The sequence below is a fragment of the Streptomyces sp. AMJ-169 genome (assembly GCF_055597585.1).
The window spans coordinates 366,722-381,725 of the sequence record NZ_JBVLTJ010000003.1 but is presented as its reverse complement, the minus strand read 5'-3'; the positions used below and the strand labels follow the sequence as shown (position 1 = coordinate 381,725).

Below are 15,004 nucleotides of genomic sequence, written 5' to 3'. Positions count from 1 at the left end.
GTTACGGGGCTTCGGCGGACCGCCCCGCAGACCGCTCAGACGACGCGGAAGTCCGCCATCATCGCCATGTCCTCGTGCTCCAGATTGTGGCAGTGCAGCATGTACCGGCCGCGATACCCCGCGAACCGCGCCAGCACGTCCACGGTCTCGTACGGCCGCACGTCGACCGTGTCCTTCCAGCCCCGCTCCTGCGCCCCGGGCGCCCGCCCATTGCGTGCCTCGACCTGGAAGTGCGCCAGGTGGAGGTGGACCGGGTGGTGGAAATCGCTGGTGAACCGCCACCGCTCGACCGTGCCGAGGCGCGGCGCGGCCAGGTACCGGCCGACGGCGAAGGGGTGCCCGTTGACCGTCCAGGCGTGGCCGCCGCCGTGCGCGTGCAGCCGGAAGTCGAACCGCCGGCTCGCCGCCACCCGCGCCCCGCCGAGCGCCTCGACGTCCACGAGCCGCTCCGGCACCCGTGCCTCCTCCCGCGCCCTGCGCGCCACCCGGAACCGCATGACGTCCCGCATCCGCCCCCCGGCCAGCGTGTTGACCAGCCGTACGGCCGTCCCGGGCGGCCACCGCGAGAAGTCGACGACGACCTCCGCCCGCTCGGCCGGGGCCAGCGTCACGGAGTCCAGGTCCACCGGCCGCGCGAGCAGCCCTGCGTCGCTGCCGACCTGCGTCAGCGGCCCGCCCGGCGCCAGCGCCAGCCGGTAGCGGCGGGCGTTGGAGGCGTTGAGCAGCCGCAGCCGGTAGCGCACCGCGTCCACCTCGAGCTCCGGCCAGGGCGCGCCGTTGACCAGCGTGACATCGCCCGTCACGCCCTCCATGTACGCCTCCTCGACCCCGGGCCGGCCCGTCAGGCTCGGGTCGAGCGCCGGGTAGCGGAAGGAGCCGTCCTCCTCGAACGCCCGGTCACAGATCATCAGCGGCACGTCCCGTTCCCCCGCGGGCAGCGGCAGGGCCTGCTCCTCGTCGTCCCGCACGAGGAAGAGACCGGCGAGCCCCCGCCACACCTGCGGGCCGCTGAAGTCCATCCGGTGGTCGTGGTACCAGAGCGTCGCCGCGGGCTGGTCGAGCGGGTAGACGTACTCCCTGACCTGGTCGGAGACATCACCGCCGTGCTCCCCGTGACCGCTGTGCCATCCCTTCGGCACGACGAGGTCGGTCGGGTGGCCGTCCGAGCCGGGCGGGGTGACGCCGCCGTGCAGATGGGTGGAAGTCGGTACCGGGAGTTCGTTGCGTACGGTCACCAGCGCCCGCCGTCCGGCCCGTCCGGTGAACGTCGGGCCCGGGAACAGGCCGTCGTAGCCCCAGACGCGGGTGCGCAGTCCGGGCAGGATCTCCAGGTCGGCGGCGCGCTGGACGACCTCGTAGCGGTCGATGCCGTTCGCGGTGCTCACCGGGCGGGTGAACGCCGGTACGGGGAGCGGGACTTGGAACGGGCGGGGGAGCCGCGCGGTGCTGCGGAGGAGTTCGGCGGGGGTCTCCCGGCCGGCCGAGCGCAGGGTGAGGCCGCCGCCGACGAGCGCGGTCGCGGCGCTGCCGCCGGTCAGACCGAGGAAGCTCCGGCGGGTCAGCCGGCGCGCGCCGCTCATCGGGGCTCCTCCGTGAGGGCCACGACCAGGACGAGCATCGCGAGTGCCGCCGTCGTCACGCCGATGAACAGGTGCGGTGCCACCACGCGGGCCATGCCGAGGGCGACCTGGCCGGCCGTCATCGCCAGCGTGAGCGCGGACAGCGTCAGCAGCCGCCCGCCGGTCCTGCGCGTCCTGCGCCGCACCGCCGCTATGCCGAACTGGACCAGCCCGAGCACGGCGAGCCCGCCGCCGGCCGCGCTGTGCACGGCGAGCAGATCGACGTCACCGGTGACGAAGAGTCCGGCCAGCATGCCCTGGGCCAGGGTGAGCAGCAGGAACAGGGCCGCGGTCGTGCGCAGTGCCCAAGTGGTCCAGTGGGGTGGGGGAGTTGTCGTGGTCGACATGGGTGTCCCTAGAGGTCGGGCGGGTCCGAACGATGGGTAACTGTACCATCCGGAAGGTATAGTTACTCGGGCCGGACCGGCCACGCACCCGCCGCTCAGACCGCGGGCGTCGCCAGCCCCGCGGTGAAGAAGCCGGTCAGTTTCGCCAGCGCCGGAGTCACGTACTCCTCGACGTCGTAGAGGTCGACATGGCTCGCGCCCTCGATGCGGAAGAGTTCCCCGCCCCCCCCGCCGGTACCGAACTCGGCGCGTACCTGCGCGCCCGCCGCGCCGCCGTCGACCCCGCCCGCCAGATCTCCCGTCCCGTCCTGGACTCCCTCGCCGACGCGCTCCAGCTCGCGCCCGACGAACGCGACTACCTCTTCAGCCTCGCCGACACCGCCGCGCAGGGTCCGCCCCGCGCCCCCGGCCGCCCCGAGGTGGCGCCGCAGCTGCGGACGCTGCTCGACGGCATGCACGACATCCCGGCCTTCGTCCTGCACCGCCGCATGGACGTCCTGGCCTGGAACCGCGCGGCGGTCGCCCTGCTGGGGGACTTCGGGGAGCTGCCGGTGGAACACCGCAACATCGTCCGGATGACGTTTCTCGACGAGGGGTTCCGGGCGCTGTACGCGGACTGGCCGCTGGTCGCCCGCGAATGCGTGGGCGTGCCGCGCAGGGAGGCGGGGCACCGCCGCGACGACCCCGCCCTCGCGGCCCTGATCGCCGAACTGGCCGCCCGCGATCCCGACTTCCGCCGCTGGTGGGCGGATTACAAGGTCGCGGGCCCGCGCCAATTGGTCAAACGCCTGCACCATCCGACGGCGGGGCCGCTCACCCTCGACGTCCAGCAACTCTCCGTCGACACCGCCCGGGATCAGCTGCTGGCCGCTTACACGGGGCATGACGCCGAGTCCCGGGAGGGGGTGCGGTTCCTTCTCCAGTGGGGTGGGGGGCGCGGCTGAACCGGCGGGCCGTTGTCAGTGGCAGGGCCTAGCCTCGTCATCGAAGAGCTGAAGTCAGCACTCCGGAGGGCAGCAGCATGGCCGCGACGCCGCAGAAGATCACCACCTTCCTCATGTTCGAGGGCCGCGCGGAGGAGGCGCTGACCTTCTACACCTCCCTGTTCGAGGACGCGGAGGTCGTCGAGATCTCCCGCTACGGCGACGACGGACCGGGCCCGGCGGGCACCGTCCGGCTCGCCACGTTCTCGCTCGCGGGACAGCGGTTCAAGTGCATCGACAGCTACGTCGAGCACGACTTCGGGTTCACCCCGGCGGTGTCCCTGTTCGTCGAGTGCGAGACCGGGGCCGAACTCGACCGCCTCTACGCCGCCCTCGCCGAACAGGGCAAGGAACTCATGCCGCTGGGGTCCTACGGCTTCAGCGCCAGATTCGGCTGGGTGAACGACCGCTTCGGCGTCTCCTGGCAGCTGAACCTCGCGGAGTGACGGGCCCCCACAGCCGCCGGCCCGGCATACCGCCCCCGTCCGTCAGCGCGTCCCCTTGGCCGCGAAAGCGGCGACGGAGTCGACGTTGGTCTTGTCGATGAACGCGGGCCCGGTCAGGACGGGCGCGGCGCCGCCGCCGCTGACGTTGCCGTTGTTCTTGAGGAGCCACAGCCCGTCGACCGCCAAGTAGCCCTGAAGATAGGGCTGTTGGTCGACGGCGAACTCGATCCGGCCGTCCTGGACCGCTTTGACCAGCTCCTTGTTGAGGTCGAACGTCGCGAGCTTCGCCTTGCTGCCGGAGTCGGCGAGGGACTTCACGGCGGTGAGCGCGACCGGGGCGCCGAGGGTGACGACCTGGTCGATGGAGGGGTCGGTCTTGAGCTTGGCGGTGATCGTCGAGTTGACCGACGGCATGTCCGTGCCGTTGACGTAGAGGATGTCGGTCCTGCCGCCGAAGCCCTTCTTCAGTCCGGCGCAACGGGCCTCCAGGGCGACCTGGCCCTGCTGCTGGATCACACAGAGCGCGTGCTTGGCGCCCAGCTGATCGAGCCGCCGCCCGAACGCCTGGCCCGCGATGTTCTCGTCCTGGCCGAAGTACTCCACCATGCCGAGCTTCTTCCAGTCGCCCACCCCGGAGTTGAAGCCGACGACCGGGATGCCGGCCTCCTCGGCCTTGGCGGCCACGGCCTTCATGGCGTCCGGGAAGGCGGCGGTGAGCGCGATGCCGTCGACCTTCTGGTCGATCGCGTTCTGCACCAGGTTCGCCTGGTTGCCCGCGTTCGGATCGCTGGAGTAGACGACCTTGATGTTGTCCTTGTCGGCGGCGGCCTGGGCGCCCTTGCGGATCAGGTCCCAGAAGGTGTCGCCGGGGGCGCCGTGGGTGATCATGGCCACGGTCATCCGGGGGGTGCCGGCCTGGCCGGCGGAGACCCCGGCCGCGCCGCCCTCCTCGGCCTTCTTCCCGCCGGAGCTGCTGGCACAGCCGGCGGCGAGCAGCGTGCCTGCGGCGACCGCGGCGGCCAGAGTGACGGCTCTGTGGTTTCTGCGCATGTCCCTTGCACCTCACTGTGCGATCGGGCGGAGATCTGCGATAGAGCGCTCTAGTCGCCTGACTATGGGGCGTGCGGTGAAGGAAGTCAACGGTTATGTCAGGACGTCTCTACAAAGGGCTGCGCGGTGCGGGCGCTACCAGTCCCGGGCGGTGCGCCGCAGGGCGTCGCGGACGCGGACCACGTCCGGGTCGGCCTCGGCGCCGGGGCGCTGGACCAGGAACAGGGAGCGGGGGAGGACGCTGAAGCCGGCGCCCGCGGTGACCGCCGAGAGGACCGCGTACAGGTTGGGCACGGTGACGGCGGCCCGGGCCGGCAGCTGCCTGCCGAAGACGGTGCGCCAGTAGCGGCGGACGATGGGGAGGTCCTCCGCGTACGCCACCATCGGCACCCCGCCCAGCGCCGCGTACGCGTCCCGCGCGCCGGTGCTGCGCCCGGCCCGGACCGGGCTCGCGACCAGGACGTACTCCTCGTCGGCGAGCGGCACCGACTCCGGCGTCCGGCCCCGGGGCCGCCGGGTGGCGATGACCAGGTCGTGGCGGCCGGCCCGCAGCTCCTCCAGCAGCGGCTCGGGCAGCTCTTGCGCGACCCGGAGCCGGACGCCGGCGGTGACGAGCGGGGCGAGCGCGGGCAGCACCCGTACGCACAGCAGCTTCGAGGGCCCGGCCAGCTGGACCGGCGCGGTGCGCGCGCCGGGCTCCTCCAGGCCGCTCAGCGCGTCGAGCGGGGCGGCGACCCGGCCCGCCGGCTCGTGGGCGTACGGCGTGGGGTCCACGCCCCGGGGCAGCCGGGTGAACAGCTCGCGGCCGGTCTGCCCTTCCAGTGCGCGGATCTGCGCGGTCACCGTGGGCTGGGAGAGTCCGAGCCGGGGCGCGGCGGCGGTGAGGGAGCCGGCGCGGTACACGGCGAGGAAGGTCCGCAGCAGGTTGAGGTCCGCGCGCTGCGGGAGGCGTCCGCCGCCGGGCTGCTGCTTCATGGCCGCCGGCCTGACCGGGCGTCCCATCGGCTTCCCGATAGCGGGGATCGGCTTCTCTATTGGTGACCGGATGGACGGCCGTCCTGGCGTGGGCGCCTCAGGAAACTCGCCGTGCCCCCCGAAAGGCACCCCCGATGACCACGCAGAACGCGATCGACTGGCCCGCGAGGTACCTTCCGGCACCGGCGACAACTTCGTCCCCAACGAGGTGATCGTCAAGGGCCGCACGGCCGCCCCGGGTCTGGCGGTACCTGGTCGACACCTCCGGGTGGGAGGGGTACTACGGCAACGTCACCGACATCTCCTGTCCTGGACGGCGCGGCAGGGCGGCGGCCCCGAGGAGCGGCTGGACGTGCTGCACGCCTGGCTGGTGGAGGACCTGCCCGGCGGCCGGGTCCGCATTCTCACCCAGGAGACCCAGATCGGCGCACCGGCCGCGGCGCTGGCCGACGAGCGCCCGAACCCGATGCTCAACGGCCACCAGGCGTGGCTGGACGGGCTCGTCAGCGCGGCGGCCGAGTAGCCGGCTCCGCCGGACGGCACTGAGAGCTGAAGCGCCCGCGCCGGGGACGGCGGCCGGAAAGGGCCGCCGTCCCCGGTGTCGCCGAACGGTCAGACGATGCCGATCTTCTCGACGCTGACCCCGCCCGGGTGGTTCGGGAAGGTGAAGGTGGTCCACTTGTTGATCGGCCCGCTGTCGGGCTGCCACCTTCCGTCCCCGTACCACTGGACCATGTTGTTGCCGGTCGAGATCATGTCCAGCCACTGGATGCCGTAGGCACCCGAGACCGAGATCTGCCCGGCGTTGGCGAAACACCACACGAGGTCGCCGGCGTTGCCGCTGTTGGCGGTGGAGTGCCCGGCGATCTTCACGAAGTCGTCGCGGAAGCTACAGTCCACTTGGTTGGTCGCGGACGCCTGCGTCGCGGGCAGGCCCACGGCCAGGGTGGCGGCCGCCGCCACGGCCATGGCCGCTCTCTTGAACGTGTGAGTCATGGATCTTTCCTTTTCGTGTGTTCGTTACATCGGCCGGACAGCGCGGTGGAGCGGAGCGCTGTCCGGAGAACCGTGGGTGAGGGGGTGGATCAGGCCGCGGGAGACCCGGCCAGGAGGCGGGCCGCGAGGCCGGTCTTCTCCCGGAGCTGCTTCTGGTAGGCGGTCAGAGCGGCGGTGTTGGCGGAGACCAGCTGCCGCTGGTACTCCGTCAGCACGGCGAAGTAGACGGCCGCCAGCCGCGCCGACCGCGTGCAGGACTCGTCGGCGACGGCCACGGCGATGTCCTTCGCGGTCGCCTTCCCTGCACTCAGGAGAGCGCCGGCCAGCTTCTCGGGATCGTCGGCCGGGTGGCCGGCCGTGCTCATGCAGGCGGCCCAGCGTGCACGCGCGGACCCGGTCCGGCGGTCCGAGGCCGCCAGCCGGAACGACCGGCCGAACAGGTCCTGGACGAGCTTCCAGCCCTGGCTTCCGGTGAGGGACGGCAGTTGCTCGCGCGCCTTGTCCCAGCAGACGTTGTAGTCCTTCAGCTCCTGCCCGGCCGGGCCTTTGGCGAGGGAGACCGGAACGGCGACGTGGAAGCCGACGCGCTGCGCGGTCGCACGGCCGATATAGCCCCAGGCGCCGGCCGGATGGATCGCCTCTCGCTCCGCTTTCGTCTTCGCGGCCGCCGGCGCCGGCTTCCGGCCCGCATAGCTCGGGTAGCCCCGGCTCCGCATACAGCGGGCGACCAGTGTCTGGTTCGTCCGGTACAGCAGGTCGTCGTCCTGTTCGGAGGTGCCGTAGGCGGACAGCGGCAGCCCGGTCAGTCCGTCGTATCCGGTGGCGGGTGCGGTCTGCGTGGCCACGGCGGGGCTGTCGGTGGGGGCGGTGTCGGTGGGGGCGGTGGAGCAGCCGGTGGCCAGCAGGCCGACCGCGATCGCCACGGCACCGACGACGGGCCGTATGCCGCGCCGTGCGGTGGGTGTGACGTGAGGTGCCATGCGGGGCTCGCCTTCCCGGGAGTGTGGGGGCCGGCCGGTGGAGAGGGACCGGCCGAGGTCAGCGCTGCTGTCTCACTGGCTGCTGCGGTCACGATGCTGGCAGAGGCGATCCGCTGTTTCGGCTGCGCGGACCGCTCACCGGCTAATCACGGGGAAACCGGACGCGAACCGGCCGGCCGGGTGTCAGAGGGAGTCGGTGAGCACGGCGGTGACGAGTTCGGCGCGGGAGCGCTTGCCGGTGCGGGCGGCCAGCCGGGACAGGCGCCGGGTGACGGTGTCCTCGTTGAGCCGCAGGACGGCGGCGATCTGACGGGTGGTGAGCTGTTCGGCGAGCAGCGTGGCCAGGAGACGGTCGTTCTCGGCGGTGGCCTGTCCCCGGCCGGGCAGGGCGAGCCGGGCCGCACGCATCGCGGTCCTGGTGTGGAAGCGCCACAGGCCGGCGCCGGCCATGCCGAACAGGTCGTACGCCTCGTGGAGCAGCGCGGGCGGGACCGCGCCCGCGGTCGCGGCGGTGAGCAGCGTGGTCGCCGTCTCGAAAGGCAGACCTCTCGTACGGGCGAGGTCCACGGCCTCGCGCAGCTGTGCGCGGGAGTCGTCCCGCTGGATCCGGGCGTGGGCCAGCAGATGGCGCAGCCGTGTTCTGCTGTCGCCGGTCAGGGTGGCGATGCGGGCCAGCCGGGCCAGGTGTTCCGTGGCCTCGGCGGTGCGGGACGCCGCGGCCGTCACTTCGGCGAGCAGGGCCCACAGCTCCCCGGTGCCGTGGACCTGGGCATGGGCGTGGGCCGTTTCGAGGCCGTGGCGCAGTGTGCGCTCGGCGCCTTCCAGGTCGCCGAGGGCCATGAGCGCTTCCGCCTCGGAGGCGTCCAGCGCGCACTGGGGCGGGCCCGGCTCGGGGCCGCGCATGCCCTCGGCCAGCTGAAGGGCGCTGGTGACGCGGCCCCGGGCGAGGAGGATGGCCGCTGTCCGCGCGGGGAGCAGGGAACTGTCCGACACCGGGGTGGAGCGGACCTCGTCGTTGGCCAGCAGCCGGCGGGCTGACTCCAGCGCCTGGTCCCACCGGCCCGTGGCGTGGTCGAAGAGGAACCGGCCGAGCGGGGGCAGCACTTCAACGGTCAGTCCGGCGGTCTCCAGGAGAGCGCGGGCCGCTGGAAGGTCGTAGCCGCCGAGCAGGTCGTCGACCATGCCGCTCGCCAGCGAGTACACCTTGCCGGGCGGCAGTTCGGGAGCGTCGGCCAGGGCCGGCGCGCGGCGGTAGGGCTCCGGCCGGCCCATGGCCAGTTCGGCGAGGGCGTGGAAGACGGCGGGAGCCGCACGCGCGCGCGGGCCGGTGTTCCACGCCGCCTCGCTCCCTTCGAGCAGGTCCGCCGCCTGCCGCCAGCGCGAGAGGTGGCACAGGGCCAGGGCCTGGCCGGTCACCCTGGCCGGCTCGGGCACCGGCAGCCCGTCCCACCAGTAGGAGGTCGCGAGCCGGGACATCATGCGCCAGTCGCGCTGGTTGGCCGTGACCGCCACGACCAGGCAGGCGGCCTCCTGGAGATCGAGGCCGTCCAGCGCCGGCCCCGGGTCGCGCAGCAGCCATTCGCCCGCGGCCCGTCCGGTGGCGTAGTCGCAGGCCAGGTAGGCGGCCTTCGCGTGCTGCTGGAGGACGAGATCGCGGGCGGCGGTGTCCTCGGTCAGATCACAGGCGGCGCGCAGCCACCAAAGGGCCCGCCCGTCGTCGGTGCCGGGCGCCGTCCGCCGTGCGGCCGAGGTCAGTTCGGCCACCGCGCGCTCCCGGTCCAGCAGGCTTCCCGCGTCCGCGACCCGGTCCGCCCGGTAGGCGTCGAGGAGACCCGGCGCTGAGAGGGCCACCGATGCGGCTCGCTCAGGGGCCGCGTCGTTCCAGAGGAGTTCGACCGCCGCGGCGGACAGCCGGCTGCGGTCCACCGGGCTCAGCCGCTCCCGGACGGTGTGGGCGGTCAGCGGGAGCCGGAAGGCCCAGCCCGCGTCCGGTCCCGGCGACTCCTCGATGACGCCCGCCCCGACCAGAGTGCGGACCCCGTCGTGGGCGGCGTCGGCGGACAGGCCGGCCCAGGCGGCGGTCAGCTGGAGGGCCGGCCGGCCGAGCGGTCCCAGGACGCTCAGCGCGGCGGCCACCGCGCGCGCGGGCTCACCGAGCCGGTCCAGCGCGGTGACGAACCGGTCGTGGTCGGGCAGCACCGGCGCCGTCGTCCGCCCGGGGACGAAGGCGTGGCCGTCGGCGACCCGGATCACGCCCTGGCGCGTCCAGCCGGTGAGCAGCGCCTCGATCGCTCCCGGCAGGCCACGCGTCAGCTCGCCCACCCGCGCGGCCAGGGCGGTGTCCGCTGTGGCCCGCAGCCACCGCGCCACCAGCTCGGCGCTGTCCTGCGGCCCCAGCGGAGGCAGCACCACCGTACGAGCCGCCTCCTCCACCTCGCCCGACAGCACCCACCGGACGCCGGGAGCGTCGACACCGCCGAGCGCGGCCAGGGAGCCGGGGTCGGCGTGCTGGGCGTCGTCGACCAGGACGGTCACCGGCGCGCGGCGGCCGGCGGCGGCGCGCAGCAGCGACTCCATCGCCGCCCGGTCGCACCGGTCCAGAGCCGACAGGGCGCGGGCGACCGTCCCGGTGTCCGGCCGGCGGCCCGTGAAGGGGAGCCGCTGCGGAGCCCCGGCCGTCCCCGCGCCCGGCCGGCTGCGGTCCGGGCGCCCCTCCAGCGCCATCACCAGCCGCAGCGCCAGCAGCAGCGGCCGGTCGCCGTCGCCGGGGACGCAGCCCACGGTGACCACGGCGGTTCCCCGCGCGCGCAGCCGCTCACCGGCCGCGCGCAGGAACGCGCTCCGTCCCACGCCGCGTTCGCCTCGTACGAGGACCAGGTGCGGGCCGCCGGGGCTGTTCAGGAGTGCGTGGAGTTGTTCCGACTCGCGCTCACGGCCGAGCAGGCGGCGGTCGGTGCGGTCCATGCGGGCGGGTGTGCCCCAGCGGACCAGATCATCGGTTTCCCACCACGCGGCCACTGCGTCGTACCTCCGCCTCCGGCGCGCCGGACTTCACGAACGGCCCTCCGCGCGAACCGCCGGGGCCCTTGCGCACGATCTTTCAGCAACGGAGTTCCCAGTTCCTATACAGGGAACGCAAAGACGCCGGGTGCGGTCTTCTCCCGGTGCCGGGGAGAACGAGCGAGGCGGTGGAGGCATGGGCAGGCGGGGCGGAGCGGTCGTCGGCAGAGACAGCTGCGTCCGGGCGGTGGCGGACACGCTGCGCCGCACCGGGGACGCGGCGCGCGTCCTGATGGTCACCGCCGGGGCGGGCATGGGCAAGACGGCCGTGCTGGAGCGGGCCCGGCAGGCGGCGGCCCGGGACGGCGCCGCGGTCGTGCGGCTGGGCTGGGAGGCCGGGAACGAGTCGGACGTCCTCGTCACCGCGTGCGGCCTGGTCCTCACCGACCCCGGCGACCGCCTGCTCTCCCTGCCCGCCGCCGCGCGGGCCCGGCTGGGCGCAGCGGCGCGGGAGAGCGGGGCGGGCGGACTGGCCGCGTTCTCCGACGCGCTGGCCGAGGCGGCCCGCCACCTGCCCTTCGCGCTGGTCGCCGACGGCATCGAGGGCATGCCGCGGCACGTCGCCGACGCGCTGGGCCAGCTGCTGCGGATCTTCCGCCCGCACGGCGTCCCCGTGGTGCTGGCCGGCCGGCCGGGGCCCGCGGCGGACCCCCGCCACGCCCAGCTGACGGCCGCCGCCGACCAGGTCCTCGAACTGCCCCCACTGCGGCCGGCCGACGTCGCCGCGCTCGTCGGCGGCCACGTCACCCGGCGGTTCGGCAGCCCGGCCGAACCCGCGCTGGCGGACGCGGTGACGCGGGCCCTGGGCAGCCTGGCGGGCAACCCGCGAGCCGTGCTGTCGGTCCTCGACGCCCTGGACCGGGAGGACCTGCTGGAACTCGACGGCCGGATGTGCCTCGCGCGCGCGGAGAAACAGCTGCGGCTGACCACCGAGGACGCCTTCCTCCTCGGCCTCGGCCGGCCCCACGCGCCCCCCTACCCCGGCATCGTCCAGGCGGCGATCGTCACCGCCCGCGTGCTGGACCACGCCGAGGTGCACGTCGACGACGTGTTCCGGCTGACGCCGCCGGACGACGCCCGCGCCCTTGAAGACACCCTGGGCCGCCTGGTCACGGACCGCGTACTGACCGCGGACCCGCAGGGCCGGCTGTCGTTCGCCGTCCCGGCGCTGGCCGCCGCTCTGCGGACGCTGCCCGTCCGGCGCGATGTACAGGGCAACTCCGCGCGGTTCGTCACGCGGCTGACGGACAAGATCGGCGCCGAGGCCACCGGCCGGGGTTACCCGAGGCTGGCCGACCGTGTCGCGGCCTCCGGCCCGCGCCTGGCCGACTCCCTCGCGGTGCCGCTGCTGCTGGCCGCGGCCCGCGAGGAGGCCAGGACCAACTGGCCCCGGTCGGCCCGCGCCTACCGGGCCGCGCTCGACCGGCTTCCGCCGCAGGACCGGCGCACCCCTGACGTGCTGCGCGAGGCCGGCGGGCTGAGCCTGCGGCACGGCGACCACGAAGGGCTCCTGGCACTCGGCGAGCCGCTGCGCGCCCTCCTGGACACACCGCACGCCGGGGACGGTCTGCCGGGCGTCGCCGCCGCGTGGGCGTGGGCGGCCCTGCACGAACACCGGGCCCCTTGCGCCGACGCCGGCCGTTCTGGCCCTTGCGCCGACACTGGCCGTTCTGGCGCTTGCGCTGACACCGGCTGTCTTGGCCCTTGCACCGACGCTGGCCGTTCTGGCGCTTGCGCCGACACTGGCGGTCCTGGCGCTTGCGCTGACACCGGCCGTCCCCACCCTTGCGCCGACACCGGCCGTCCCGGCCCCTGCGCCGACACCGGCCGCCCCCACCCCGGCGGGACCCCCTTCCCCGCCGCCGGGCCCGCCGCGCTCGGTGGCCTGTACGGCATCGGCCCGTTGCCGCCCCGGCCGGCCACGGCCGTCCGCCGCATCGCGGACACCGGCCCCGGGCACCGGCACACCCCGCTGCCCGCACCCGCCGAACTGCGTCTGGTGGCCGCCGCGGTGGGCGGCCACAGCGAACTGAGCCGCGCGCGGCGGGACCTGCCCCCCGACGCCGTCGACGGCCAGGCCCTGGACCAGCTGCGCCATGCCGCCGCCTACGCGGACCTCGCCGGCGCGCTCGCCGCCGTCCTCGGCGACCGGTACATCGCCGCCCCGGAGGGCATCGCCGTCCAGTACCGGGGCATGGTGCGCGACTATCTCGCGGGGGACTGGGACGCGGCGCTGACGGCGGCCCGGCGGATCGAGGTCCGCGGCCGGACCCGGGCCACGGCCGGCGACCCCCACCTGCCGCGCGTCCTGGCGGCGGAGATCCACACCGCCCGAGGGGACCTCGGACACGCCCGCGCATGGCTGGAGACGGTCCCCGGCACCCTCACCCACCCGCTGGCGGCCCGCGCCCGTCTCGCCCTGCGGTACTGGTCGGGCCACGCGCAGGACGCGCTGGAAGCGGCCTGGCGCGAGGCGAAGCAGGCCCGCAAGAACGGCCAACTCGCCGGTGTCGAACGGCTGTTGCTGCGCATCCTGTGGCTCACCGCGCCGCAGGAGCCGCAGCCGGCCCAGCGTGCCCTGGCGGAACTGGAGACCCTGCACGAGGAGGCCGCCACACCCATGACGTACGAGGCCCTCCTCGTCGCGCGCGGCGTGGTCCACGAGGACACGGACAGCGCGTTGACCGCTCACCGCTTGATCGGCCGCCGAGGCGACGTCCCGCTGAGCGTCGTCTCCGGCCTGTGTCTGGCGCACACCGCCGACGACCCCCGGAAATGGCTGACCGAGGCCCTGCGCGACGGCAACGGCCTGGGCCTCGGCCACCCGTTCCGCACCGCCGTCACCCGTGCCGCGCGGCGGCGCGGCATCCCTGTCCCCAGACTCCGTCAGGCCGACGGGAGACTGACGGAACCCGACATCGCCCTCGTACGCATGGTCAGCGACGGCGCGACCAACCGGCAGATCGCCGTCGAGCTGTCTTGCAGCCCCAAAACCGTGGAGCAGCGCCTGACCCGGCTCTTCCAGCGGACCGGCGCCCGGTCCCGGGCGGAGCTGGCGGCGGCCTGGCTGAACGGAACCCTCACCGCGGTCATCTCGCGGCCGAGGGACCAGGCTCGTCGCCCGCCCCCAGCGCCTGGCGCCTCTCGTGCGGCTGGGCGGGAATGAGACCGCCGGGGAAGCCGCCGCCCGTCAGGTGGTGGACGAGGGGGTTGACCAGGACGGTCGCGGTCAGGGCGGTGAGGAGGAGGGAGGAGAAGAGCCGGGGGCCGATGAGGCCGGTGTCGCGGCCGAGGGTGAGGATGATGACCTCGCTCAGTCCTTTGGCGTTGACCAGGACACCCAGGGTCGCGGCCTCCCGCCGCGGGAAACGCGCGCGGCGTGCGGCGAAGGCGGTCGCGGCGAACTTTCCGCCCCAGGCCACGGTGAGGAACACCAGCACGGCGAGGACGTCGGACCAGCCGAGCCGGGTCAGGTCGACGGTCAGGCCGGTGAGGGCGAAGAAGACGGGGACGAGCAGGGCACCGGTGTGGTGCAGCGGACTCCCGACGGCGTCCCGCAGCCCGGGGTCGAGACCGCGCGGCATGACCAGCCCGAAGGCGAAGGCGCCGATGACGCAGTGGACCCCGATCCGGCTCGTGCACCAGGCGGAGAGGAAGACCCCGCCGCAGACGACGAGCACGAGGAACAGCGGCCGGCCGCGCGGCAGAAGGGCGCGCAGCGCCGGCCGTACGACCAGCAGCATGAACAGCGCGTACGCGGCGATCTGGGCCAGCGTGCGGACCAGGCGGCCGGTGTCCAGCCCCTGTGCCGCAGTGATCAGGGACACCACGGCACACCAGGCGACGACCTCGGTGAGGGCGCCGCACGCGGTCGCCATGGCGCCGACCGGGGTCGCCGTCAGCTGGTTCTCGCCCAGGATGCGGATCAGCACCGACAGCGCGCTGACGGACAGGACGACGCCCAGGAACAGGGCGAACAGCAGTGGGGAGGCGGTCGAGCCGACGTACCCCGGGCGGGCCGCCAGGAGCGCGAAGGCCAGCGCCACGGCCAGCGCGAACGGCACGGCCAGCGAGGCCCCGGTGATGGCGAGCACGGAACGCGCCCGCCCGTGCAGGGGCCGCAAGTCCAGCTCCCACCCGGCGGCGAACATGAACAGGGCGATGCCGACCTGCGCGATCACCGACAGATGCGCGCGGATCTCCGCCGGGAAGAGCAGTCCGGGCACATCGCCGGGCAGCAGACCGAGAACGCTGGGCCCCAGCAGGATCCCGGCCGCGATCTCGGCGACGACCGCCGGCTGCCGCAGCCGGGTCCGCACGGGGACGAGGGCCACTCCGACGAGCAGGACGAGAGCGATGTCGGCCAGTACGGCCGCATCCACCGAGGAACCGTTCACGGCCCTGTGCCTTCCGGGAGACGGGAACCAGGGACGGGCGGTGCGCGTATTCCGCCGGGAGGAGTTCCGCGGCGCCCAGGGGGAATGTAGGGCGCAGGGGGATCGCCGGGTGCGACAAACCATGACATACGCTCGATCGAGCTATGTACGC

General features: G+C 74.2%; 12 protein-coding genes. 4 read left to right on the top strand and 8 right to left on the bottom strand.

What is annotated here, in order from left to right; all coding sequences use genetic code 11:
* Positions 1 to 35: 35 nt before the first annotated feature.
* Both ACYUD3_RS09960 and ACYUD3_RS09955 read right to left on the bottom strand, forming a co-directional pair.
* A complete protein-coding gene (locus ACYUD3_RS09960) occupies positions 36 to 1,580 on the bottom strand; it encodes a multicopper oxidase family protein (protein ID WP_470966877.1) in 1,545 nt (514 codons plus the stop codon).
* On the bottom strand, positions 1,577 to 1,966 hold the full coding sequence (locus ACYUD3_RS09955; RefSeq protein WP_470966875.1) for a hypothetical protein: 390 nt from the start codon (positions 1,964 to 1,966) through the stop codon (positions 1,577 to 1,579). The genes ACYUD3_RS09960 and ACYUD3_RS09955 overlap by 4 nt, the downstream gene beginning before the upstream one ends.
* A 188-nt stretch (positions 1,967 to 2,154) precedes the next feature.
* Between ACYUD3_RS09955 and ACYUD3_RS09950 the strand changes: the two genes are divergently transcribed.
* On the top strand, positions 2,155 to 2,910 hold the full coding sequence (locus ACYUD3_RS09950) for an MmyB family transcriptional regulator (protein WP_470966873.1): 756 nt from the start codon (positions 2,155 to 2,157) through the stop codon (positions 2,908 to 2,910).
* Positions 2,911 to 2,987: 77 nt separating this feature from the next.
* Positions 2,988 to 3,395 (top strand): VOC family protein, encoded by a 408-nt coding sequence (locus tag ACYUD3_RS09945; RefSeq protein WP_470966870.1) that lies wholly within the window; start codon positions 2,988 to 2,990, stop codon positions 3,393 to 3,395.
* A 42-nt stretch (positions 3,396 to 3,437) separates the two neighbouring features.
* Here the strand turns inward: ACYUD3_RS09945 and ACYUD3_RS09940 are convergent, their stop codons facing one another.
* Complete coding sequence (locus tag ACYUD3_RS09940; protein WP_470966867.1) at positions 3,438 to 4,445, bottom strand: substrate-binding domain-containing protein; 1,008 nt, start codon at positions 4,443 to 4,445, stop codon at positions 3,438 to 3,440.
* 135 nt (positions 4,446 to 4,580) lie between these two features.
* Complete coding sequence (locus ACYUD3_RS09935; protein WP_470966865.1) at positions 4,581 to 5,420, bottom strand: LysR family transcriptional regulator; 840 nt, start codon at positions 5,418 to 5,420, stop codon at positions 4,581 to 4,583.
* 268 nt (positions 5,421 to 5,688) lie between these two features.
* Here ACYUD3_RS09935 and ACYUD3_RS09930 point away from each other — a divergent pair, with 268 nt between their 5' ends.
* Positions 5,689 to 5,943 carry an SRPBCC family protein gene (locus ACYUD3_RS09930; protein WP_470966863.1) on the top strand — a complete coding sequence of 85 codons (255 nt, stop codon included), beginning with the start codon at positions 5,689 to 5,691 and terminating at the stop codon, positions 5,941 to 5,943.
* 89 nt (positions 5,944 to 6,032) lie between these two features.
* On the opposite strand, the gene ACYUD3_RS09925 is transcribed toward ACYUD3_RS09930, so the two are convergent.
* The 3 genes from ACYUD3_RS09925 to ACYUD3_RS09915 all read right to left on the bottom strand — a co-directional run bounded on the left by ACYUD3_RS09925 (position 6,033) and on the right by ACYUD3_RS09915 (position 10,360).
* Entirely contained in the window at positions 6,033 to 6,416 is a 384-nt protein-coding gene (locus tag ACYUD3_RS09925) for a beta/gamma crystallin domain-containing protein (RefSeq protein ID WP_470966860.1), read from the bottom strand.
* Positions 6,417 to 6,505: 89 nt separating this feature from the next.
* A complete protein-coding gene (locus tag ACYUD3_RS09920) occupies positions 6,506 to 7,396 on the bottom strand; it encodes a hypothetical protein (RefSeq protein ID WP_470966859.1) in 891 nt (296 codons plus the stop codon).
* Between the two features lie 183 nt (positions 7,397 to 7,579).
* Positions 7,580 to 10,360, bottom strand: a complete 2,781-nt coding sequence (locus ACYUD3_RS09915) for an AAA family ATPase (protein WP_470966856.1) — start codon at positions 10,358 to 10,360, stop codon at positions 7,580 to 7,582.
* A gap of 232 nt (positions 10,361 to 10,592) precedes the next feature.
* On the opposite strand from ACYUD3_RS09915, the gene ACYUD3_RS09910 reads away from it, so the two are divergent.
* Positions 10,593 to 13,622, top strand: a complete 3,030-nt coding sequence (locus ACYUD3_RS09910) for a helix-turn-helix transcriptional regulator (RefSeq protein WP_470966854.1) — start codon at positions 10,593 to 10,595, stop codon at positions 13,620 to 13,622.
* Here the strand turns inward: ACYUD3_RS09910 and ACYUD3_RS09905 are convergent.
* Positions 13,546 to 14,853, bottom strand: a complete 1,308-nt coding sequence (locus tag ACYUD3_RS09905) for a cation:proton antiporter domain-containing protein (protein WP_470966852.1) — start codon at positions 14,851 to 14,853, stop codon at positions 13,546 to 13,548. The genes ACYUD3_RS09910 and ACYUD3_RS09905 overlap by 77 nt on opposite strands.
* Positions 14,854 to 15,004 lie beyond the last annotated feature (151 nt).